This is a genomic window from Nocardia sp. FBN12 (assembly GCF_054031145.1).
Genome location: NZ_CM132926.1, coordinates 3,982,325 through 4,004,069 on the forward strand (window position 1 = coordinate 3,982,325; position 21,745 = coordinate 4,004,069).

General features: G+C 66.4%; 19 protein-coding genes. 6 read left to right on the forward strand and 13 right to left on the reverse strand.

Going from position 1 to position 21,745, the window contains the following annotated elements; all coding sequences use genetic code 11:
• Positions 1 to 14: 14 nt before the first annotated feature.
• The 4 genes from ACWZHB_RS19055 to ACWZHB_RS19070 all read right to left on the reverse strand — a co-directional run bounded on the left by ACWZHB_RS19055 (position 15) and on the right by ACWZHB_RS19070 (position 5,318).
• Complete coding sequence (locus tag ACWZHB_RS19055; RefSeq protein WP_427903214.1) at positions 15 to 2,291, reverse strand: FdhF/YdeP family oxidoreductase; 2,277 nt, start codon at positions 2,289 to 2,291, stop codon at positions 15 to 17.
• A 151-nt stretch (positions 2,292 to 2,442) separates the two neighbouring features.
• The gene (locus ACWZHB_RS19060) at positions 2,443 to 3,411 is read right to left on the reverse strand and encodes an AAA family ATPase (protein WP_427903215.1); all 969 of its coding nucleotides are present in this window, start codon (positions 3,409 to 3,411) and stop codon (positions 2,443 to 2,445) included.
• Positions 3,412 to 3,415: 4 nt separating this feature from the next.
• Entirely contained in the window at positions 3,416 to 3,841 is a 426-nt protein-coding gene (locus ACWZHB_RS19065; protein WP_427903216.1) for a ribulose bisphosphate carboxylase small subunit, read from the reverse strand.
• A gap of 13 nt (positions 3,842 to 3,854) precedes the next feature.
• On the reverse strand, positions 3,855 to 5,318 hold the full coding sequence (locus tag ACWZHB_RS19070; protein ID WP_427903217.1) for a form I ribulose bisphosphate carboxylase large subunit: 1,464 nt from the start codon (positions 5,316 to 5,318) through the stop codon (positions 3,855 to 3,857).
• 107 nt (positions 5,319 to 5,425) lie between these two features.
• On the opposite strand from ACWZHB_RS19070, the gene ACWZHB_RS19075 reads away from it, so the two are divergent.
• Entirely contained in the window at positions 5,426 to 6,337 is a 912-nt protein-coding gene (locus ACWZHB_RS19075) for a LysR family transcriptional regulator (RefSeq protein WP_427903218.1), read from the forward strand.
• A gap of 35 nt (positions 6,338 to 6,372) precedes the next feature.
• A complete protein-coding gene (locus ACWZHB_RS19080) occupies positions 6,373 to 7,368 on the forward strand; it encodes a class I fructose-bisphosphate aldolase (RefSeq protein ID WP_427903219.1) in 996 nt (331 codons plus the stop codon).
• A 79-nt stretch (positions 7,369 to 7,447) separates the two neighbouring features.
• On the opposite strand, the gene ACWZHB_RS19085 is transcribed toward ACWZHB_RS19080, so the two are convergent.
• Positions 7,448 to 8,620 (reverse strand): GAF domain-containing sensor histidine kinase, encoded by a 1,173-nt coding sequence (locus ACWZHB_RS19085; RefSeq protein ID WP_427903220.1) that lies wholly within the window; start codon positions 8,618 to 8,620, stop codon positions 7,448 to 7,450.
• Entirely contained in the window at positions 8,617 to 9,285 is a 669-nt protein-coding gene (locus ACWZHB_RS19090) for a response regulator (RefSeq protein ID WP_427903221.1), read from the reverse strand. The genes ACWZHB_RS19085 and ACWZHB_RS19090 overlap by 4 nt, the downstream gene beginning before the upstream one ends.
• A 105-nt stretch (positions 9,286 to 9,390) precedes the next feature.
• On the opposite strand from ACWZHB_RS19090, the gene tkt reads away from it, so the two are divergent.
• Together tkt and ACWZHB_RS19100 are read left to right on the forward strand one after the other, a co-directional pair.
• Positions 9,391 to 11,355, forward strand: coding sequence for a transketolase (gene tkt, locus ACWZHB_RS19095; RefSeq protein WP_427903222.1), 1,965 nt, complete (start codon positions 9,391 to 9,393; stop codon positions 11,353 to 11,355).
• Positions 11,352 to 12,041: an HAD family hydrolase gene (locus ACWZHB_RS19100; RefSeq protein WP_427903223.1), complete on the forward strand. Its 690-nt coding sequence runs from the start codon at positions 11,352 to 11,354 to the stop codon at positions 12,039 to 12,041. The genes tkt and ACWZHB_RS19100 overlap by 4 nt, the downstream gene beginning before the upstream one ends.
• Positions 12,042 to 12,060: 19 nt before the next feature.
• On the opposite strand, the gene ACWZHB_RS19105 is transcribed toward ACWZHB_RS19100, so the two are convergent.
• The 4 genes from ACWZHB_RS19105 to ACWZHB_RS19120 all read right to left on the reverse strand — a co-directional run bounded on the left by ACWZHB_RS19105 (position 12,061) and on the right by ACWZHB_RS19120 (position 16,086).
• Positions 12,061 to 12,936: a phosphoribulokinase gene (locus tag ACWZHB_RS19105; protein WP_427903224.1), complete on the reverse strand. Its 876-nt coding sequence runs from the start codon at positions 12,934 to 12,936 to the stop codon at positions 12,061 to 12,063.
• A gap of 11 nt (positions 12,937 to 12,947) precedes the next feature.
• Positions 12,948 to 14,024 (reverse strand): class 1 fructose-bisphosphatase, encoded by a 1,077-nt coding sequence (locus ACWZHB_RS19110; RefSeq protein WP_427903225.1) that lies wholly within the window; start codon positions 14,022 to 14,024, stop codon positions 12,948 to 12,950.
• Between the two features lie 82 nt (positions 14,025 to 14,106).
• Entirely contained in the window at positions 14,107 to 15,537 is a 1,431-nt protein-coding gene (locus tag ACWZHB_RS19115) for an MFS transporter (RefSeq protein ID WP_427903226.1), read from the reverse strand.
• A gap of 72 nt (positions 15,538 to 15,609) precedes the next feature.
• Entirely contained in the window at positions 15,610 to 16,086 is a 477-nt protein-coding gene (locus tag ACWZHB_RS19120) for a MarR family winged helix-turn-helix transcriptional regulator (protein ID WP_427903227.1), read from the reverse strand.
• Positions 16,087 to 16,197: 111 nt separating this feature from the next.
• On the opposite strand from ACWZHB_RS19120, the gene ACWZHB_RS19125 reads away from it, so the two are divergent.
• Positions 16,198 to 17,208, forward strand: coding sequence for an LLM class flavin-dependent oxidoreductase (locus ACWZHB_RS19125; RefSeq protein WP_427903228.1), 1,011 nt, complete (start codon positions 16,198 to 16,200; stop codon positions 17,206 to 17,208).
• A gap of 7 nt (positions 17,209 to 17,215) precedes the next feature.
• Here ACWZHB_RS19125 and ACWZHB_RS19130 read toward each other — a convergent pair whose 3' ends face one another.
• Positions 17,216 to 17,824, reverse strand: a complete 609-nt coding sequence (locus ACWZHB_RS19130) for a DUF4126 domain-containing protein (protein ID WP_427903229.1) — start codon at positions 17,822 to 17,824, stop codon at positions 17,216 to 17,218.
• Between the two features lie 170 nt (positions 17,825 to 17,994).
• Between ACWZHB_RS19130 and ACWZHB_RS19135 the strand changes: the two genes are divergently transcribed.
• On the forward strand, positions 17,995 to 18,840 hold the full coding sequence (locus ACWZHB_RS19135) for an NAD(P)H-binding protein (RefSeq protein ID WP_427903230.1): 846 nt from the start codon (positions 17,995 to 17,997) through the stop codon (positions 18,838 to 18,840).
• Between the two features lie 180 nt (positions 18,841 to 19,020).
• Here the strand turns inward: ACWZHB_RS19135 and ACWZHB_RS19140 are convergent, their stop codons facing one another.
• Together ACWZHB_RS19140 and ACWZHB_RS19145 are read right to left on the reverse strand one after the other, a co-directional pair.
• Positions 19,021 to 21,357 (reverse strand): caspase, EACC1-associated type, encoded by a 2,337-nt coding sequence (locus ACWZHB_RS19140; RefSeq protein WP_427903231.1) that lies wholly within the window; start codon positions 21,355 to 21,357, stop codon positions 19,021 to 19,023.
• Positions 21,341 to 21,682 (reverse strand): effector-associated constant component EACC1, encoded by a 342-nt coding sequence (locus ACWZHB_RS19145; RefSeq protein WP_427903232.1) that lies wholly within the window; start codon positions 21,680 to 21,682, stop codon positions 21,341 to 21,343. The genes ACWZHB_RS19140 and ACWZHB_RS19145 overlap by 17 nt, the downstream gene beginning before the upstream one ends.
• Between the last annotated feature and the right edge of the window lie 63 nt (positions 21,683 to 21,745).

A 21,745-nucleotide genomic window follows, 5' to 3' on the forward strand; every position in this document is an offset into this window, starting at 1 on the left:
TTCCCGCGCCCTTGTCAGACCGTGGGTTCGAGCCGCACGATGATGCCCTTCGATGTCGGGGTATTGCTGACGTCGGCCACGCTGTCGAGCGGAACAAGCACATTGGTCTCCGGGTAGTACGCGGCCGCCGAACCACGGCTGGCCGGATACCCGACGGCGACGAACTTCTCCGCTCGCCGCTCGGTGCCGTCGTGCCAGATGCTGACGATGTCGACCACATCCCCGTCGGCGATCCCTCGCTCGGCGAGGTCGTCAGGATTCACCATCACCACCCGCCGAGCATTGTGGATGCCACGGTAGCGATCATTGCCCGCGTACGGGATCGTGTTCCACTGATCGTGGGACCGAAGTGACTGCAGCACAAGGTATCCCGGTGGCGCGTCGATCATGTCGAAGTCGTTGCGGGTGAACTCCGCCTTGCCGCTCGCGGTGCGGTAGATGCCCTCGTTGACCGGGTTGACCAGCAGCATCCCGCCCGGTTTGCCGATACGGGCGTTGAAGTCCTCGAACCCCGGCACGACCCGGGAGATGCGGTCGCGCACGGTGCCGTAGTCGGCGACGAACTCCTCCCACGGAATCGTGGACTCCGCCCCCAGCGTGGCACGGGCCAGCCGGGAGATGATCGCCACCTCGCTCAGCAGGTCGGGTGAGGCCGGGTCGAGGCGCCCCCGCGACGTGCGGACCTGACTCATCGAATCCTCGACGGTGTAGAACTGCTCGCCGGTGGCCTGGATATCGCGATCGCTGCGGCCCAGTGTCGGCAGGATCAGTGCCGTCTCGCCGCAGATCGTGTGCGAGCGGTTGAGTTTGGTGGAGATCTGCACCGTCAGCGAGCATCGCCGAAGGGCCGTCTCGGTCACCTCGCTGTCGGGTGTCGCCCGCGCGAAATTGCCTGCGACACCGACGAATACCTTCGCCTTGCCGTCGCGCATGGCACGGATGGAGCCGACGGCGTCGAGGCCGTGCGCGGCGGGCGGGGTGAAGTCGAATTCCTTGCCGAGCGCGTCCATGAACGACTGTGGCATCCGCTCCCAGATGCCCATGGTGCGGTCGCCCTGGACATTGCTGTGTCCGCGCACCGGACACACCCCGGCGCCGGGACGGCCGAGGTTGCCGCGCAGCAACAGGAAGTCGACGATCTCGCGGATGGTCGGCACGCCGTGCCTGTGCTGGGTCAATCCCATCGCCCAGCACACGATGACCTTCTCGCTGGCGAGCACCTGCTGATGAACGGCCTCGATCTCCGCGCGGGTCAGCCCGGTCGCGGTGAGCGCGTGGTCCCAGCTCACCGTCGCGGCGTGCGCGGCGAACTCGTCGAAGCCGGTGGTGTGCGCGGCGATGAATTCGTGGTCGAGCACCGTGCCCGGCGCCGCGTCCTCGGCGTCGAGGAGCAGTTTGTTCAGCATCTGGAACAGGGCGAGGTCACCACCGGGGCGGATCTTGAGGAAGATATCCGCGATTTCGGTGCCGCGCCCGATTACGCCGCGTGCCTTCTGCGGATTCTTGAACCGGATCAGCCCCGCCTCTGGCAGCGGGTTCACCGCCACGATCTTGCCGCCGTTGCGTTTGGTCTCCTCGAGCGCCGACAGCATGCGCGGATGGTTCGTGCCGGGGTTCTGGCCGACGACGAAGATCAGGTCTGCTTCGTAGATGTCCTCGAGGGACACACTGCCTTTGCCGACACCGATGGTCTGCGTCAGCGCGGAACCGCTCGACTCATGGCACAGGTTCGAGCAGTCGGGCAGGTTGTTGGTGCCGTAGGCGCGGGCGAACAGTTGCAGCAGGAACGCGGCCTCGTTGTTGAGCCGCCCCGAGGTGTAGAACAGCGCTTCGTCGGGACTGTCGAGCCCGCGCAGTTCGTCGGCCAGCAAGCCGAACGCGTCGTCCCAGCCGATGGGCTCGTAGTGCGTGGCGCCGGGCCGCTTCACCATCGGCTCGGTGAGCCTGCCCTGCTGGTTGAGCCAGTAGTCCGACCTGGTGTCGAGCTCGGCGACGGGATGCTCGGCGAAGAACTGCCTGGTGACGCGGCGGGTGGTCGCCTCGTCGTTGATGTGCTTGGCGCCGTTTTCGCAGTACTCGTTCAGGTGCCGATTCTTGGGCTCGGGCCACGCGCAGCCCGGGCAGTCGAACCCCTTGGTCTGATTGATGTTGAGCAAGGTGAGCGCGGTGCGGGCCGGGGAGTTCTGCGAGAGCGAGTACTCGATCGCGTGCCTCACCGCGGGAACGCCGACCGCCCAGGTCTTGGGCGGGGTCACGCTCAGATCATCTTCTGGGTCCTCGATCGAGGTCATGTGTCAGCTTCTTTTCAGTTCTGCGGCACCGCGCGTTCGGCATATCTGACAAAAGGCTTCTCACATTGTCCACCCTTGTCAAAGCGGAAAGCCCGATCACCTCATAGATGTCGGTTATCGGGCTTCCCGCTCCGCGCGTGACCCAGTCCTGTTATGTCTCGAAGACGCTGCTGCCGTAGACGTCCTCGGCGGTGAGGGTGATGAGGTCGGACTTGCCCAGTGGCCGGTCGAGCGCGACCAACCGGCGGGCCTGCCGCAACCGGCACCGTTCGATGGCATTGCGCACGCTGCGCGCATTGGAGAACCTGGGCTGCTCCATGCGCAGCGTGAGGTACTCGGCGAAGGCCTTGTGGGCGTCGTCGTCGAACGCGAACCCTTCCGACTCCACCATCAGACCCGCGATCTGGGTCAGCTCCGCGTGGTCGTAGTCGTCGAAGGTGAGATGGTGCGGCACACGGGAACTCAGGCCCGGATTGGCGGCGAAGAAGGTCGCCATCCGGTCGGGATAGCCGGCGAAGATCACCACCAGATCGCCACGCTCGTTCTCCATCTCGGTCAGCAGGATCTCGATGACCTCCTGCCCGTAGTCCCGCTCGTTCTCCGGCCGGAACAGGTAATAGGCCTCGTCGATGAACAGCACGCCCCCGGCCGCACGGGCGATCGCCTCCTTGGTCTTGGGCGCGGTGTGGCCGATGAACTGACCGACCAGGTCGTCACGGGTAACGGTGTGCACGCGCGGCGCCCTGATGTAGTCGAGCGCGTGCAGGATCGCCGCCATCCGCAGCGCGACCGTGGTCTTGCCGGTGCCGGGGCCGCCGGTGAAACTCATGTGCAATGTGGGGCGCGTGGTGGTGAGCCCGAAGCGACGCCGCGCCCGGTCGACCTGGAGCAGCGAGGCGATCTCGCGCACCCGGCGCTTGACCGAGGCCAAGCCGACCAGCTCGGCGTCGAGTGCGGCCAGCGTGTCACCCACCCTGGCCGCGGCCTCGTCGGCCGAGAGATCGAGCACCTCGTCGTCGCCGAGAATCGCCGGCTCCCGCGTTTCCTCCTCGACCGCCGCGATCTGCGCCGAGCCGCCCGCCGACGGCCGGTGGAACCCGAATCCCTTTGGTGTGTCCATCAGTTCACCCGCCCACGTACCGATCGCCGGTCGGACGGGCGGTGGCGTAGGACTTCACCGAGTACCGCTGGGTGCGGTCGGGGCCCTCGACGCGTTCGAGCAGGAAGCCGGGCTCGTGCGCGGGTCGCTGGACGAGGAACGACATCGCGGTGGACTGCCTGCCCAGGGTCGCGTCGTAGGCCAGCAGCCGGATGTAGTGCTGGGGGAAGGTGGCCCGGCAGTCCGCGAGCTGGGCGAGCACGCCGTCCGGTTCGACCAGGTCGAACATCGGCAGCCCCCACATCTCCCAGTAGACGTTGCGTGGGTGCGGGTCGTCGGTGTACTCCAGCGAGACCGGCCAGCCGTGCTCGAGGGCGTACTTCACCTGGGCCGCGATCTCGTCGTCGGTGAGGTCGGGCAGGTAGGAGAAGGTTCCGTAGCGCAGTTTCATCGGATGCTCCTGGTCAGATCGAGGGCACCGGAGTCGCCACCACATCGGGGGCGTCGGTGCTGGTGTAGTCGAAGGTGATGTCGCCCCAGGTGTCCAGCGCCGCCTGCAGCGGTGTGCAGTGCTTGGCGGCCCGACGCAGCACGTCGGGTCCTTCGAGCAGCAGCTCGCGACCTTCGTTGCGCGCCTTGACTATCGCCTCGAGCGCCACCCGGTTGGCCTCGGCGCCCGCGGCGATGCCGTACGGGTGCCCGATGGTGCCGCCACCGAACTGCAGGATCACGTCGTCGCCGAAAAGGTCGAGGAGCTGGTGCATCTGGCCCGCGTGGATACCGCCGGAAGCCACCGGCATGACGCCGGGCATCGAGATCCAGTCCTGATCGAAGAAGATGCCGTTGCCGAGATTGCGGGGAACGTTGTTGTCGCGCAACGTGTCGTAGAAGCCACGGGTGGTGGCCGGGTCGCCCTCGAGCTTGCCGACGACGGTGCCCGCGTGGACGTGGTCGACACCCATCAGCCGCGACCACTTCCCGATCACCCGGAAGCTCACGCCGTGTGTCTTCTGCCGCGTGTAGGTGGAGTGCCCGGCCCGGTGCAGGTGCAGCAGGACGCCGTTCTCGCGGGCCCAGTGCGCCATCGACTGGATCGCGGTATAGCCGATGGTGAGGTCGATCATCACCACCACGCTGCCGAGTTCCTTGGCGAAGCTCGCCCGCCGGTACATCTCCTCCATCGTTCCCGCGGTGACATTGAGGTAATGGCCCTTGATCTCGCCGGTTTCGGCCATCGCCCGGTTCACCCCCTCCATCGCGTAGAGGAAGCGGTCGCGCCAGCGCATGAAGGGCTGGGAGTTGATGTTCTCGTCGTCCTTGGTGAAGTCGAGCCCGCCGCGACAGGCCTCGTAGACCACGCGCCCGTAGTTGCGGGCCGACAGGCCGAGCTTGGGCTTGATCGTGGCGCCGAGCAGCGGGCGGCCGTATTTGTTGAGCATCTCCCGTTCCATGACGATGCCGTGGGCGGGGCCCTGGAAGGTCTTGGTGTAGGCGACGGGGATGCGCATGTCCTCCAGGCGCAGGGCCTTGAGCGGCTTGAAGCCGAAGACGTTGCCGATGATCGAGGAGGTCAGGTTCGCGATGGAACCTTCCTCGAAGAGGTCGATGTCGTAGGCGATGTAGGCGAAGTACTCGCCGGGCCTGCCGGGAACCTCGTCGACCCGGTACGCCTTGGCCTGGTAGTGGCTGTTGGCGGTGAGGCGGTCGGTCCATACGACAGTCCAAGTGGCGGTGGACGATTCGCCCGCGACGGCGGCCGCTGCCTCGATGGGGTCGACGCCGTCTTGGGGGGTGACCCGGAAGACGGCGAGGACATCGGTGTCCTTGGGGAGGTAGTCGGGGTTCCAGTAACCCATTCCGGCGTAGCTCTGCACGCCCGGATCCCATCGCTGTTTCATCGCCGCGCCGTCGTTGTCGATCGTCGTCATCGCCGTTCCTTTCGCGTCACGCCTGGAGAGGCATTTCCAGTGTGTGGGCGCGGACTGTTCATCGACAATGGAATCTTTCCTGACAATTGTTAAGGCATAGTTGAATAATGTTCGCCAGCCCGGATCTGCCCGCCGCTGCTACCTGGGGTCGGCTTCGCACCTTTCTCGCCGTGTACGAGACGGGCAGCGTGCGGGCTGCGGCCGCGACGTTGCACGTGACACCGCCTGCGGTGTCGGCGGCCGTCACGGCACTCGAAGAAGCGTTGGGTACCACGCTGTTCGGCAAATCCGGGCGCGGCATCGTGGCGACGGATTCGGGGGAGATCTTCGCCGGATACGTGCGCAGACTGCTCGGGCTGCTCGCCGAAGCGGCCGGGGCGGTGCACGACGCCGACCGTGGGCGGGTGCGGATCGGGGCGGTCGCGACGGCCAGTGAATACGTGCTGCCGGTCCTGATGGCCACGTTCGCGCAGGCCCATCCGCATGTCGAACTGTCGCTGTCGGTGCTCACGCGCGGCGAGCTGTTCGCCCGCGCCGCCGACCATGTCTTCGATATCGCCATGGCCGGTCGGCCGCCGCGTGGGTCCGGGCTGGTCACCGCGGCCCGGCGGGCCAACCGGTTACTGCTGGTCGGGCGGCCCGGGCTGGTCGGCGATCCGCTCACCACACCCTGGCTGCTCACCGGGATCGGCTCCGGCACCCGCGATACCGCGCTGTCGTTGCTGAGCCGGTTGCAGGCCGCGCCGCCACTGCTCACCCTCGGCACCTCGGGTGCCGCCGTGGCCGCCGCACGGGAAGGACTCGGCGTCACACTGGTGCACGAGGAAGCGGCGCGCGAGCAACTCGCCTCGGGCGAACTGGTGTCCTACGGCGTACCGGGAACACCTCTCGACCGGCCGTGGCATGTCTGCACCACCCCGGAACCGACCTCGGCGACCCGGTTGTTCCTGGCCCACCTGTGCGATCCCGAGCAGGTGGGCGCGGCCGCGTTTCACACCCGGTCTCGCCCGAAGGGGTGAGGACGGCGGCGGCGGATGCTCGCATGCTGGTCGTCATGACGACACTCCCCGCCACCGCCCTCGCCGACGTCGCCCAGCAGCTGACCAGCGGCGGCCGCGGCATTCTCGCCGCCGACGAGTCGATCAAGACCATGTCATCGCGCCTGGAACAGCGAGGGGTGCCCGCGAGCGCCACGGCCCGCCGCGACTACCGCGAATTGCTGCTCACCGCCGACGGCCTGGCGGAGTGGATCAGCGGAATCATCCTGTGCGACGAGACATTCGGCCAGGATCTCGCCGACGGACGCCCGTTCCCGATCGCGGCGCGCGAACTCGGCATCCTGCCCGGCATCAAGGTCGACACCGGCACCACCGCACTACCGGGCCAGGGTGGTGCGCTGGTCACCGAGGGGCTCGACGGCCTCGGCGCCCGGTTGGCTTCCTACGCCGATCGCGGGGCCGCGTTCGCCAAGTGGCGGGCCGTGTTCGACGTGCACACGATCACTCCCTACTCCGCCGGCGCCAACGCGCACGCGCTGGCCCGCTACGCCGCGCTGTGTCAACAGCACGGCATCGTGCCGATCGTCGAACCCGAGGTGCTGTGCACCGGCGACCACGCCCTGGCTGCCTCGGAACGGGCGACGCGCGTCGCGCTGAGCGCGGTGTGCACCGAGCTGGTCGATGCCGGGGTCGACCTGTCCGGCATCGTGCTCAAGCCGAACTTCGTCACCCCTGGCCTGGACGCCGCGCCGATCCCGCCCGCCGAGGTCGCGGCCGCCACCTTCGCCGTGCTGGGTGAGTTCGTGCCCGCCGAGGTGGCGGGGATCGCGTTCCTGTCGGGTGGGCATCCCACGTCGCGGGCGTGCGCGTTCCTGAGCGAGCTCGCCCGCCTCGACGAGCGGCCGTGGCCTGTGACGTTCTCCTTCGGACGCGCACTCGTGAGTGCGGCCCTGCATACTTGGGGTGGATCCGACTCCGAAGTCTCTGCGGCACAGCACGTTCTGCTCGCGAACTGCCGCAATGCCTCCGATGCCACCGATCACGCCGAGTAGGGGCGGCGCCCCTGACTGAGCGCGGCGGCAACGCGCAGCAGCGGCGCTACCCCTCGGGCACCGCTGCTGCGTTCGTTGGCTACTTCAGCGGTAGTTCCACCAGCAACGTGGTGCCGCGCCCCCGCATCGACTCCACCCGCAACGAGGCTTCGATGAGGGCGCAGCGTTCGGCGATCGAGCTCAGCCCGAAATGCTGTTCGCCGTCGGTGTCGGCGGCGCGGTTCGCACGGCGCGAGGCTGGGTCGAAACCCTCACCGTCGTCGGAACAACCGAGGATGACCGAATCCCCGACTCGGCGCAGTGACAGCACGATCCGTTGCGCCCCAGCGTGTTTCACGGCGTTGGCGAGCGCTTCCTGGGCAATTCGGTACAGGGTGGCGGCGGCGTGGTCGGGGACGTCGTCGATGGCGGCGGCGTGGTCGACCAGGAACTCGATGGCCGGCGGGCCGTCGCCGCTCACCGTGCGCACCAGCGATTCGATCGCGGCGACGAGGCCGAGGTCGTCGAGGACGAGGCTGTGCAGACCCGAGATGGCCGCTCTGGTTTCGTTGTAGGCGAAATCGGCCAGTTCGCGGGCGCTGACGAGTTCGGCGCGGGCCCTGGCGAGATCACGCAGGCTGGCCTCGTCGGCGACGTCGACGTGGGCGACGAGTTCGGAGACGGTGAGGTCGGCGGCGGACAGGTGAAACGACATCGAGGCCAGCGCGGTGGTGACGCCGTCGTGCAGGTCGAAGGCGATCCGCCTGCGTTCGGCTTCCTGCGCGGTGATCGCCTGCTCGACCAGGCGGTCCCGTTCGGTGCGCTGGCGGTTGACGGTGCGGAACAGGCGCTGCGCGTGCAGCCACAGCCCGAGCACGGCGGCGTACTGTTGCGCACCCTCGAGGTCCTGCTGCCCGAACGGCTCCCGCGGGTCACGGTGCACCGCCAGCACGCCGACCACGTCACCTTCCAGTCCGGGGAGCGGTAGGCACATCCGGGCGACGGTCTGTTGCGGCTCCAGCCGTAAGAGCCTGCGGTGCAGGGCATTACGTGGAGAATCATTGTCGAGCAGCACCGGCTTGCGGGTACGGGCCACCAAACCCGTCACCCCGAATCCGACCTGCAGCCGCAACGAACCCGCCGAGGGATGCGGGGGCCACATGTCGACGATGCTCAGGTCCTGGCCGTCGATGGCGTAGAGCAGCACACCGTCGGCGCCGAGCACCGGTGCGAGCTCCGCTGCCGTGGGGACCGCGCCGCCGGCATTGCTCACTTGAACAGACCCTCCCGCAACGCGACCGCGATCGCCCCGCTGCGATCCGACACTCCCAGCTTGCGATACAGCCCGCGAATATGGGTCTTCACGGTGTCCTCGCTGACCACCAGCTTGCTCGCGACCGCCCGATTGGAATGACCGGAGACCAACAGCCCCAGCACTTCCGACTCACGCTGGGTCAATCCGAGATGCGCCCCTGACCAGAACTGGCCTGCGCTGAGCCGGGCCGCGGCCAGTGCCACCCGGCCTGCCAGCGCGGCGTCGACCACCGTCTCCCCCTCGCGGACGCGGCGCAGCTGAGCGACCAGTTCGCGCCCGTCCACCCGCTTGAGGATGTAGCCCGACGCCCCGACGCGCAACGCCTGGTAGAGGTAGTGCTCGTCGTCGTAGACGGTCAGCAGCACGACCTTGGTCTCGGGATATTGCAGGGTGATCTGGCGGCACAGATCCAGGCCGCTGGCCTTGCCGATGCGCACGTCGCACAGGACGATATCGGGCCGATGTTCGGCGACCATCCGCAACGCGGCGGTCTCGGTGGTGGACTGGCCGACGATCACGACCTCGTCGGGAAAATGTCCGAGCATGGCGTCGAGCCCGTGCAGCACCATCTCGTGATCGTCGACGAGGACAAGCTTCAACGGGGTCGGAGGTAACTCCGGCATGCCTTCACCCTACGGCGGGCTGCACCCGCGTTACGGGCATTGACGAGATCTCACCCGGACCCCCACCCCCGAGGGGGAGTACGGCGGATACGCCGGTGCGGTCCGATGAACGGACCCGATCAGAAAGGCCGCGCCATGACCCTGATGACCGACGTCGCGCAACCGACCTTCGTACCGTCCGTGACGACCGACCTGCTCGCCGTCGACACCCTGCGTTTCCTCGCCGCCGACATGGTGGAGGCCGCGCAGTCGGGCCACCCCGGCATGCCGATGGGGGCGGCGCCGATGGCGTGGACGCTGTGGAGCCGGCATCTGCGCCATGACCCGGCAGATCCGGATTGGGCCGACCGGGACCGGTTCGTGCTCTCGGCCGGGCACGGGTCGGCACTGCTGTACGGGCTGCTGCACCTGTTCGGATACGACCTGCCCGTCGAAGAATTGCGGCGGTTCCGTCAGTTGGGGTCGCGGACACCGGGTCATCCCGAGTTCGGTGACACACCCGGCGTGGAGTGCACCACCGGGCCGTTGGGTCAGGGGCTGGCGATGGCGGTGGGGATGGCTCTCGCCGAGCGGATGACCGCCGCCCGATATCCGGAGATCACCGGGCATCGCACCTATGCGATCGTCGGCGACGGCTGCCTGATGGAAGGTGTCAGTCACGAAGTCGCCTCATTCGCAGGGCATTTGGGGCTCGGTGGGTTGATCGTGCTCTGGGACGACAACGAGATCACGATCGACGGTGCGGTCGGGCGCTCGTGTAGCGACGATCAGGTGGCGCGGTTCGCGGCCTACGGGTGGCATACCGAGGTGGTCGCCGACGGAACCGATATCGAGGCGATCGACGCCGCGCTGACCCGGGCGAAGGATGATCCGCGCCCGAGCTTTCTCGCGGTGCGCACGGTGATCGGTCATGGTGCGCCCGATGTCGCCGGAACCGCGAAGGCGCATGGCTCGCCGCTGGGTGCCGAACGACTCGCACAGGCCAAAGAACTCGCGGGATGGACTCTTCCACCGTTCGCGGTGCCCGAACAGGTCGCGGCGACGTGTGCGGTCCTTGCGGCGATCGGTGGTGAGGAGCACGCGACCTGGCTCGAGGAGGTCGCGGCGTTCGACGCGGTCGCGCCCGCGCGTGCCGCCGAGTTCCGGCGCGCCCGTGCGCGATTGCTGCCCGCTGGTCTACTGCCCGCGCTGGAAGCCGTCGCGGCACCGGCACCTCGTGCCACACGACAGTCGTCGCAGGCGTGTTTGGCCGCGGCGTTGTCGACGATGCCGGAATTGGTCGGCGGATCGGCCGACCTCGCCGGCTCGACCGGCACCGTGTGCGGCGACGTTGTCAGTCGTGCTGATTTCGCCTCCAGCGCTATCGCTTTCGGCGTCCGCGAGTTCGGGATGGCGGCCATTCTGAACGGGATGAGCCTGCACGGTGGGTTGCGGGTGTTCGGCAGTACGTTCCTGGTGTTCGCCGACTATCTGCGCCCCGCGCTGCGGTTGTCGGCGTTGATGGGGCAGCCGGTGATCTATGTGCTCACCCACGATTCGATCGCGGTCGGGGAGGACGGGCCGACGCATCAGCCGGTCGAGCACCTCGAATCACTGCGGGTGATTCCCGGATTGCAGGTGTTGCGCCCGGCGAACGATGTGGAGACCGCGCTCGCGTGGGAACTCGCGCTGAGCCGTGTCGATGGGCCGACCGCGCTGATCCTGTCGCGCCAGTCACTCCCCCAGCTGGACCCGGCGGGCGAATCATCCGCGTCGCCCGCGATCGACATCGTCGCCACCGGTTCGGAAGTCGCGCTGGCGACCGCCGCCGCGGCGCAGCTACGGGCGGAGGGGTTCGACGTGCGGGTGGTGCCGGTGCTGGATCGTTGCCGCTTCACGCCGGGCGCCGCGGCGCACACCGTCAGCATCGAGGCGGGTAGTACCGCGGGCTGGGCGGGGCTGGTCGACCTGGCGATCGGCATCGACGAGTTCGGGCACAGTGGCCCCGGCGACGAGGTGCTGGCTCATCATGGGTTCACCGTGGCGGCCGTGCTCGACCGGATTCGCGAATACCTCGACGGTGCACCGTGACGCCGCTGCGGGCAGTGATCTTCGACGTCGACGGCACCCTTGTCGACAGCGAGCGAGACGGTCATCGGGTGGCCTTCAACGCGGCCTTCGCCGAGGCAGGGCTCCCCGATCGCTGGGCGGTCGAGGAGTACGGGAAGCTGCTGAAGGTCGCCGGTGGTGCCCAGCGACTGGCGTTCTGGTTCGAACAGCATGGCAGGCCGGTCGAGCAAGCGCGTGAGCTCGCACAGCGGTTACACCGCAGCAAGACCCGCATCATGCGGCAGATGGCCTCGGACGGGCGCATTCAGGCCCGTCCGGGGGCACGGGAGCTCATCGAACTGCTCCAGTCGCGTGATGTCCGGTTGCACGTGGCGACTACCGGCACTCGCGCGTGGGTCGAGCCGCTGCTGAAGCACGCGTTCGGTGAACCGTTCGACACGGTGACCACCGGGACCGAAGTGCCCGTGCTGAAACCGAGCCCCGCGGTGTATCTGGACGTGCTGATCCAGACCGGGCTGTCCGCCGATCAGGTGGTGGCCGTGGAGGATTCGGCGAACGGCGTGCAGTCGGCGGTGGCCGCGGGGCTGCGGTGTGTGGCCGCGCAGAACGCGTACACCCGCACCGATGATCTGTCGGCGGCGGTACTGGTCGCCGACGGCCTCGACGATCCCGAGCTGTTGACCTGGTTCGACGACCACCTCGGGTGAGGTGGTCGTCGCATTCATCTCAGCGGGAGCGGCCGCGACGTTCCATGAGCCGCAACAACATCGGCGTGAAGATCAACTGCATTGCCAGGTCCATCTTCCCGCCAGGACACACGATCGTGTTCGGGCGGGACATGAACGAGTCGTGCAGCATCGACAGCAGATACGGGAAGTCGATGCCGTGCGGGTCGGCGAACCGGATCACCAGCATCGACTCATCCGGTGTCGGAATGGTGCGGGCGACAAAGGGATTCGACGTATCCACCACGGGGACCCGCTGGAAGTTCACATGGGTGCGGGAGAACTGCGGGCACATGAAGTTCACGTAGTCGTGCATGCGGCGCAGGATCGTCTCGGTCACCGCCTCGGTGGAGTAGCCGCGTTTGTCCTTGTCGCGGTGCAACTTCTGGGTCCACTCAAGGTTGATCACCGGCACCACTCCGATGAGCAGATCCGCGTATTGCGCCACGTCGACCTGCTCGTTGGCCACGGCGCCGTGCAGACCCTCGTAGAACAGCAGGTCGGTGCCGGGGCGAACGTCCTCCCACGGCGTGAATGTGCCGGGTTCCTGATCGTAGGGCGCGGCTTCTTCCTTGTCGTGCAAGTACTTTCGCACCCGACCCGTTCCGGTCTCGCCGTAGCCTCGGAACAGCTTCTCGAGGTCTTCGAACAGGTTGGCCTCCGCACCGAAATGGCTGAAGGTGTGGTCACCGTCCGACAGCGCTCGCGCCAGCTCCTCCTTCATGCCTGCCCGGTCGAACTTGTGGAAACTGTCGCCCTCGACGTAGGCGGCATCGATGCCTTCCCGGCGGAAGATCGAATCGAACGTGCGCATCACCGACGTTGTTCCGGCACCGGATGACCCGGTGATGGCGACGACAGGGTGCTTGGCGGACATGAATCTCCTCCTCAGGTGGTGGAACGGTAGAGACCGCGTAGACCGAACAGCGGACTCCACTGGCCGTCGGGCTCCTCGGCCGCTTCGGCGTGATAACTCACGATGCGTGCTACCTCGTCGCGGGAACCGAAGATGAACGCGATCCGCTGGTGCAGCTCGGTGGGGGCTACCTCGAGGATCCGCTCGCGGCCGGTCGAGGCGAGTCCGCCTGCCTGCTCGATCAGGAAGGCGATGGGATTGGCCTCGTAGAGCAGCCGCAGCCGGCCCTTTTTCGACGGATCCTTCGAATCGCGCGGATACAGGAACACCCCGCCGCGGGTGAGAATGCGGTGGGTTTCGACCACCAGCGAGGCCACCCAGCGCATGTTGAAGTCCTTCTCGCGCGGGCCCGTCGCGCCCGCCAGGCATTCGTCGATGTAGCGGCGCACGGCCGGTTCCCAGAAGCGGCGATTGGAGGCGTTGACCGCGTACTCCGAGGTGGACTCCGGCAGTCGCAGGTTCTGCCCGGTCAGGAAGAACTCGCCGAGCTCGGGGGCGAGGGTGAAGGCGTGCACGCCGGTGCCGACGGTGAGCACGAGTTGCGTTGCGGGACCGTAGATCGCGTATCCCGCGGCCACCTGCTCGGTGCCGGGCTGCAAGAAGTCCTCGAGAGTCGCGTCCAGGCCGGGGGTCGGTGCGCGCAAGATGGAAAAGATGCTGCCCACAGCGACATTCACGTCGATATTGGATGACCCGTCCAGCGGATCGAACGCCAGCAGGTATTTTCCGCGCGGATACTCGGGCGGGATCGGGTAGGGGTCGTCGAGTTCCTCCGACACCATGCCCGCCAGCTGTCCGCCCCATTCACTGGCGCGCAGGAAGAGGTCGTTGGCGACCACGTCGAGCTTCTGCTGCTGCTCACCCTGCACGTTCACCACTCCGGCGCCGCCGAGGACGCCGGTGAGCGCACCGGAGGCGATGCGCTGGGAGATCGCCTTGCAGGCCAGCGCGACGTCGAGGATCAGGGAATTGAGCTCACCGCTGGAACCGGGATGGCGGCGGCGCTCTTCGATGAGAAACTTGGTCAACGTCGTGCGGTCGGTCAGCATCCTTCGAGGACACCACCGAACCCCCGGGTGAACATCCACCCAGGGGGTGAATCGCAGGGGTGGTCCCCTGCGATTCGCCCGCTCAGAAGGCGGGGACCGCCTCGGCGACCGGCTTCGCTTCAGCGCTGTCCTGCTTGCGCAGTACGGTGGCGCTGATGACGAGCGCTGCGGCGAGCAGACCGGCCGCGACGGTGAATGCCAGCCGGTAACCGCTGGTCAGAGCGGCGGCCTCGGATGTTCCGGCCACCAGTGCGGTGCCGGTTCGCGCGGCGGCGAGGGTGGACAGGACCGCGACACCGATCGCCATGCCGACCTGCTGGGTGGTGTTGAACAGCCCCGAGGCCAGGCCCGCGTCGTCGGCTTCGGCGCCCGACATGCCCAGCGCGGTGAGCGCGGGCAGTACCAGCCCGCCACCGGAGATGGCCACCATCACCGGCAGCACGTCGGTGATGTAGTCGGCACCTACGGGGAGACGCATCAGCCACGACATCCCGGCCAGCAGCAGGGCCAGACCGGCGATGAGCACCGCCCGCTCACCGAAGCGGGTGATCAGGCGGGCCGAGGCGAACAGCGACACTCCACCGATGGCGACGGCGGCGGGCAGCATGGCCAGGCCGGTCTGTGATGCGTTGTAACCCAGCACCTTCTGCAGGTAGAGCGCGACGATGATCTGGAAGGCGAACATGGCCGCGAGAGTGAGCATCTGGACCAGATTGGCACCGGAGACCGTGCGGGAGCGCAAGATTCGCAGTGGCAGCAGCGGGTTGGACGCGGTGGCCTGACGGACGACGAAGGCGGCGAGCAGCGCGGCGGCCAGCGCGCCGAGGCCGAGGGTGTGCGCCGAAATCCAGCCGTAGCGTTCGACTTCGACGACGGTGTAGATGCCGAGCATCAGACCGGCGGTGACCAGGGCGGCGCCCAGCACATCGGCACCGGCGGACCATCCGAGACCGCGGTCGGCGGGCAACGCCTTCACCGCTATCAACACGGTCAGCACCCCGATCGGCACATTGATCAGGAAGATCCAGTGCCAGTTCAGCGCGTCGGTGAGCACGCCGCCGAGCACCTGCCCGATCGAGGCGCCCGCCGCACCGGTGAAGCTGAAAACACCGATGGCCGTTGCCCGTTGGCGTGGCTCGGTGAAGATCGTCACCAGAATGCCGAGCACCACCGAGGCGGCGATCGCACTGCCGACGCCCTGGAGGAATCGGGCACCGACAAGCACGGCGGGGGTGGTCGCCACGCCTGCCAGCACCGAGGCGGCGGTGAAGACGATATTGCCGGTGACGAACATCGTCTTGCGGCCGATCAGGTCACCGAGGCGCCCCGCCAGTAGGAGCAGACCGCCGAAGGCGATCAGGTAGGCGTTCACGGTCCAGCTCAGACCGGCGGGCGAGAAGCCGAGGTCTTCCTGGATGGCCGGCATGGCGACGGTGACGATGCTGCCGTCGAGGATGGTCATCAGCATCGCTGCCGACAGCACCGCGAGGGCGGTGCGCTGGGACTTGGTCATGGGTCATCTCCTGCTTCGAGCCAACAAGAGAGACCGTACTAGATAGTTCCGTAGTAGACAATCTATAACGGACTATTGCCTGGCGCGGCGCGCGGGAGCAGCCTCCACCACCGTCGACAAATGACCCTCGACCAGGCCGTTCAGTGCGCGGAGCAGGGATTCGCGCTCATCCTTCGGTAGCGAACCGAGCGCTCGCTGATGGACGCCATCGACGATTTCAGTGCTACGCGCGGCAAGTTCCGCACCCGCCGGGGTCACCGAGATGATGCGGGCACGACGGTCGGTGCTCGAGGGCCTCCGTTGCGCCAGACCCGCCTTTTCCAGCGCGTCGACGGTGACGACCATCGTCGTCTTGTCCATGTCGCCGAGCTCGGCGAGCTGGGCCTGCGTGCGCTCGTCTTCCAGCGCGTGAACCAGCACGCAGTGCATGCGCGCCGTCAGTCCGATCTCAGCCAGCGCCGCCGCCATCTGCGTACGCAGGACGTGACTGGTGCGGTCGAGCAGGAAGGACAGGTCGGGTTCGGTGCGCGTCGTCGCCAGGGCAGTCATACCGCTCACTATAGTTTTGTCATAGATAATCCGCATCCATCCATAAACCGAGGGAATGATATCGGACTGCGGTCCGTTTAGACTGGGACCGCATCCCGAAGAGAGGTTCACATGGAACTGGGGCTCACCACCTTCGCCGAGCTGTACCCCACCGGCGACCGGCCTGCGCCGACCGCTGCCGAGCGGCTGCGTCAGGTGGTCGATGAAGCCGTCGCCACCGAGACCGCCGGGCTCGATGTGTACGGCGTGGGCGAACACCATCGCCGCGATTTCGCCGCGTCCTCCCCCGCTGTCGTACTGGCCGCCGCTGCCGCCCGGACCGAACGCATCCAGCTGACCAGCGCGGTAACGGTGCTCAGCTCCGACGATCCGGTGCGGGTGTACCAGGACTTCGCGACGCTGGACGGGCTGTCGAACGGGCGCGCGGAGTTGATGGCGGGGCGCGGGTCGTTCACGGAGTCGTTCCCGTTGTTCGGGTACGACCTGGGCGACTACGACGCACTGTTCGAAGAGAAGCTGGCACTGCTGCTGCATGTGCGCGAGGAAGGTCCGGTCACCTGGTCGGGCCGATTCCGGGCACCGCTGCACGAGGTGACGGTGTACCCACGCACCGATAACCGGCCCTTGCCGGTATGGATCGCGGTCGGCGGCAGCCCCGAATCGGTGATTCGCGCCGGCCTACTCGGCCTGCCCCTCGCCATCGCGATCATCGGCGGTGAGCCCGCACGGTTCAAGCCGCTGGTCGAGCTGTATCACCGAGCACTCGCCGAGGGCGGCCACGAGAAGCAGCCCGTAGCGGTGCACGCGCACGGCTATGTGGCAGACACGGACGCGCATGCCGTCGCCGAGTTCTACGAGCCCTACGCCCTGGCCATGTCGACGATCGGCCGCGAACGCGGCTGGGGTCCGATGACGCGCGAACAATTCGACGCCCTGCGCTCGCAGAGCGGCTCCCTGTTCGTCGGCACTCCCGACTACGTGGCGAACAAGATCGCCGAGGTCCGCGACACCCTCGGCCTCGACCGATTCATGCTGCACACCAGCGTGGGCACGCTCCCGCCCGAGCAGGTGCTGCACAGCATCGACCTGCTGGGGACGAAGGTGGCGCCGCAGGTGCGGTGAACCCCACCTACTCCAGCGCGGACTCGATGCCGTGCGTCCGAGCGGCACGGCGTTCGCGCCGTCGTCGAAGATAGCGGCGGATTCGACTGGCGCACATATAGACCACCGACAAACCGATCACCAACAGGACAGCGGCGATCACCGCGGCCAACACCGGGAAGAACACCGCGAGGGTGACTACACCGCCGACCGTGAAGTCTTCGGCGGTGCTCATCGCGATATTGGTGACCGGCTCCGGGGACGTGTTGATCGCCATCCGGGTGCCCGCTTTGACGATGTGGCTGAGCAAAGCGGTGGTGCCGCCGACAGCGGCCGCGAACATCGTGGGCAGCGAATCGTCTTGGCCCGCAATCAGAGCCGAGACGATCGCGCCCGACGCGGGCCGCACCACCGTGTGCACCGCGTCCCAGAACGAGTCCAGATACGGAATCTTGTCCGCCACGGCCTCGATCAGGAACAACACCCCGGCAGCGACGAGTACATCGGTCCGCTGCAGCCCCGGTGGCACGTCACCGGCCCACCCGATCCGCCCGAACAGCCCCAGCAGAAACACCACCGCGTACGCGTTGATCCCGCTGGCCCAGCCCGCGGTGAAGATCAGAGGTAGCACCGACACTCGCTCAGCGTAAACCGGCGCACCGACTTCGAGCGGCACCCGACTCCCTTGTCGTCACCGTGGTTTCATGGCCGCCCTTTCGACTGAGTCAGTCATACAACTAACTATTTACAGATCGTCGAGACGTCGGCTATGTTCTTATTAGTCAGTTAACTAACTTAGGGATGAACATGATTGTAGTGACCGGAGCAACCGGCAACGTCGGACGTACCCTCGTGCAGACCCTTGCCGCAGCGGGCGAGCAGGTAATCGCCGTGTCGCGCGGTGCCACAGAGCCCGCACTACCCGTCGGCGTGCGCCACCAGCGCGCCGATCTCACCGCACCCGAAACCCTCTCCCCCGCCTTCGTAGGCGCGAAAGCGCTGTTCCTGCACGACACCGGAATCAGCGCGCACCTGATGGACCCCCGAGCCATCCTCGCTCTCGCGAAATCCGTTGGTATTCAACGGGTTGTGCAGCTTTCGTCGCAGGGCGTCGCCACCCGGCCGGAGTCCGCCTCACACGGGCAGTTGGGACATTCCTTCGAGGAGGCCGTCCGCGGGTCGGGACTGGAGTGGACGATCCTGCGGCCCGGGGCCTTCGCCTCCAACGCCTACGCCTGGGTGGAGTCGGCCCGTACCGAACGCACCGTCACGGCTCCGTTCGGCGAGGTCGGGCTGCCGGTGATCGATCCGTCCGATATCGCCGAGGTCGCCGCGGCCGCGCTGTGCGAAGACGGCCACGCCGGACGGATCTACACCCTGACCGGCCCGGCGCTCAGCACCCCCGCACAACGTGCCGAAGACCTCGGCGCAGCACTCGGCGAACCGATTCGTTTCGTCGAACAGACCAGGTCACAGGCACGAACCCAGATGTTGCACTTCATGCCCGAACCCGTCGTCGAGACCACCCTCGATATCCTCGGCGCGCCGACACCCGATGAGCAACGAATCTCCCCCGACGTCGAGAGGGTGCTCGGCCGTGCACCACACACCTTCGCGGCCTGGGCTCACCGAAACGCCTTCGCGTTCAAGTAGTTCGATGCTCGCGGCACTCCTATGACTTGGCTCGATGGCCAATGCGGCATCTGCCGTGCGAGGCGAAGTGCTGCGTGATTTTCCCGCGCTCGTGGCGGAAGCGAATCGGTCCGAGCGAGGCGGGTCTGCCGACGGTGGGGCGTCGGCGGACTCCCCGCCCATGGAAGGGAAGTCACCTGATCACAAGGGCCGGATTTCGTCGTTCGCTGACGTGCTGCCAAGAGTCGTACCAGATTGAGGTATTGCGGCGAGCGGCACCCGCGACCTCGGGGATTCGTATTCGATGGATTGTCGTATCGCGTCGCGGTATGCCCCTTCCCACCATGGCGTCGTTCTCACCAACAGGGGTGAGCCGGTCTGCGGTAGTACGACAACTTCCCCACGCTGCAATGTAAGCAGGTCCGAGATAGAGAACTCAGTTCTACCTCGCCCAAGGCCGAATACTCCGCCTAATCCACTTCGACGCGCGCCGGGAACAGCCGGGAACCCCAGCGCTTCGAAGTGGGCGCGGGCGAACTCGATGTTGGGCAATCCTCCGCCGATGCACCGTAGAGCCGCGGCCGACCAGACATCGGCCATTCCCGAGGCGCCCCAGCCCTGGACACCGTGTTCCCACGACTGCATGATCGCGATCGCCACGATTCCACGTTGACCCAGTCCAGCATATACGCGCGGGAAATCCGGCCACCGAAGTAGCTGCGGGGCATCATCAAGTATTGCGATGAGCGGGATCGGCAGCGAGGAACCTACGGACCGGGCTGCCTTCTTCGACGCCTCGTCGAGAATTGCCCCGACCAACGCGCTCACTATCGGGGCCCCAGTGCCACGCCCAGCGGCCGACAGCGCCATCAGCGTGAAATTTTGCTCGATGAATTCTAATTCGTCGAACCGGACTGTATTTTCACTCCGGGTAATCCAGCGATGCAGCTCAGGCATTCGCAGACAGCGAGCCATCTGCATTGCGCCGGCAAAGATACGTTCACGCGCCCGATAGTCGCTGTTGTAGTGGTGGGCGAGAGCATTCACAGCAGCATGCATGTCGGCAGTACGTAGATTTACCACAGGCTCGGAATTGATTGGATCAGTCAGCCATTCCCAGACCAAAGTAATAGGTTCGTCTCGAACTGCCGCTGCCAGAAATAGATTTGCCAGGACGTCCTCACTCTGAGCAGCGACAGAAGCGTCCTTGTGGACGTCGATTCCGTCGGCGCTGTGCGAGAAATACCCCGCCAGTCGAGCCGCCCGATTCTCGGCACCGCTCCGTGAAACATCAACCCAGTCCAACGGGTTCCAAAACCAGGTCGGCCGCTCGTTGACCAGGTCATGTGGATCGAAGACGTATACCCGACTTCCTTGCCCTTCTCTCACGTTGCGAGTCAACGCGACCTCGTCGCCCTTCGTCGACGTGAATATCACGGGTCCGATGGCCTCGACCAAGGCCGGGACAATTGTTGAGGCGCTGATTCCTCGACGAGGGCCGCAAATCCATAACTGCGAGTCGAAGTATGACGAGTAGGCGGGTACTTTTCCCGGAATGATTGTGCCAATTCGGACTCCGGGAGCGTCCGCGGTACCCAACCGAATTCCGTGTCGATACGCCATCTCCCGTGCGCTCGACTCGGTAAATGCTCCGATATCACGACGTGAGGAAGAAAGGCGCTTCTTCCGTGATCCGGCACGAGTCAGGATCGGTCGCCGCTGCTCGGCGGGCTCCTCCGGTATATCGGCAAGAATGCTCTTCGTGGGCGTTGCAGACAAGCTGGAGGGTGTGATGATATTACGGGCAAAATGAAAAGTGTGCGAGAACCCGGTGCTGTTGTGGTCGGGTTGGGGTTTGCCATCGAATACCAGCCGGTTGGCGGCCTCTTGAAACAATATGTCCAAAGTCAGCCCGCGCCCAGCCCGACTTACACCGCTCTCGACCACGTCAACGACGGCTTTGGTGAAGAACGTCTGAGGTGTTTCGTGCTCGGCCCCGAACTGAAACCAGGCGGTCGAGTATGGGCCCGTCGCCATCATCAAGTAGGCGCCTGGTGCCGTGGGTACCTTGGCATCAACCGCGAGGGTTCCGTTTTGATTGACCGCCAATCCCGCGAAGCAGCAGTCCAGCAGTGCGATCTTCATTCTCGCCGGGCTCATCTGGAAAGCGTGCCGAACCTGCGAGTACGCTAGGCTTGTCGTTTGTCTGCGGTGCGCTTTCCTGGATGTGTTGCCCAGGGCGAGGCACAGCTGGTCGTACGCATCTTGCTGTCCGTGGCCGACAAAATAGAACAGCGCGACATCCTCGGCCTGATTGAACTTCCGGACCAGAAGATCCGGTAGCTCCCCTACCATCCGCTGGTTCTCGACCAGTGTGACTCGCTCACTCGGCCAACCACACAGATCGCTCGTCAACAGCGACGCCATGCGTCGCAGGCTGTGCTGCGCGGCGGGAATCTGCTCGAGCTCGGAATAGTCCCAGGTACCGACCAGAACGGCCTGTGATCCGGAGTAGTCCCCGTCAAGCGCGTCCGGCATCGATCGACTTCTCGATGAGGGTGACCGCGTCAGCGGCAGTCGCGGCCGTAATGGTCACTTCCATGTCCCCTGCCTTGTACACGATCGAAACATCACGTCGCCGGGACCGGATGAAGTCAGGAAGCGTTCGAATCATCAGCAGTAGCGCTCCACCACCTCCGCCAGCAGTAGCGGCAATCTGTAGGAAGTCGAACGCCCCCTGCTCACCGGGGGCCGTCCGACCGGTCATCTGCCGCACTCGGAGACCGGGGATTCGCTCCACAATCTTGCGCAGCGAGGCCAGTTCTCCGGGATCCGAGATCGAGAGATCTACCACCGCAACCACTTCCGCTCCCCTCAGCACTGGGCACCCAGCATCACCTTAGCCCGCTCCGGGTCGCCGTGATGC

Bases quoted from the DNA above. Each gene is read 5' to 3' on its own strand.
- ACWZHB_RS19140 (WP_427903231.1), bottom strand. From the start codon at position 21,357: ATGCCGGACGCGCTTGACGGGGACTACTCCGGATCACAGGCCGTTCTG.
- ACWZHB_RS19080 (WP_427903219.1), top strand. From the start codon at position 6,373: ATGACGACACTCCCCGCCACCGCCCTCGCCGACGTCGCCCAGCAGCTG.
- ACWZHB_RS19090 (WP_427903221.1), bottom strand. From the start codon at position 9,285: ATGCCGGAGTTACCTCCGACCCCGTTGAAGCTTGTCCTCGTCGACGAT.
- ACWZHB_RS19120 (WP_427903227.1), bottom strand. From the start codon at position 16,086: ATGACTGCCCTGGCGACGACGCGCACCGAACCCGACCTGTCCTTCCTG.
- ACWZHB_RS19055 (WP_427903214.1), bottom strand. From the start codon at position 2,291: ATGACCTCGATCGAGGACCCAGAAGATGATCTGAGCGTGACCCCGCCC.
- ACWZHB_RS19070 (WP_427903217.1), bottom strand. From the start codon at position 5,318: ATGACGACGATCGACAACGACGGCGCGGCGATGAAACAGCGATGGGAT.
- ACWZHB_RS19110 (WP_427903225.1), bottom strand. From the start codon at position 14,024: ATGCTGACCGACCGCACGACGTTGACCAAGTTTCTCATCGAAGAGCGC.
- ACWZHB_RS19075 (WP_427903218.1), top strand. From the start codon at position 5,426: ATGTTCGCCAGCCCGGATCTGCCCGCCGCTGCTACCTGGGGTCGGCTT.
- ACWZHB_RS19135 (WP_427903230.1), top strand. From the start codon at position 17,995: ATGATTGTAGTGACCGGAGCAACCGGCAACGTCGGACGTACCCTCGTG.
- ACWZHB_RS19125 (WP_427903228.1), top strand. From the start codon at position 16,198: ATGGAACTGGGGCTCACCACCTTCGCCGAGCTGTACCCCACCGGCGAC.
- ACWZHB_RS19115 (WP_427903226.1), bottom strand. From the start codon at position 15,537: ATGACCAAGTCCCAGCGCACCGCCCTCGCGGTGCTGTCGGCAGCGATG.
- ACWZHB_RS19065 (WP_427903216.1), bottom strand. From the start codon at position 3,841: ATGAAACTGCGCTACGGAACCTTCTCCTACCTGCCCGACCTCACCGAC.
- tkt (WP_427903222.1), top strand. From the start codon at position 9,391: ATGAACGGACCCGATCAGAAAGGCCGCGCCATGACCCTGATGACCGAC.
- ACWZHB_RS19060 (WP_427903215.1), bottom strand. From the start codon at position 3,411: ATGGACACACCAAAGGGATTCGGGTTCCACCGGCCGTCGGCGGGCGGC.
- ACWZHB_RS19105 (WP_427903224.1), bottom strand. From the start codon at position 12,936: ATGTCCGCCAAGCACCCTGTCGTCGCCATCACCGGGTCATCCGGTGCC.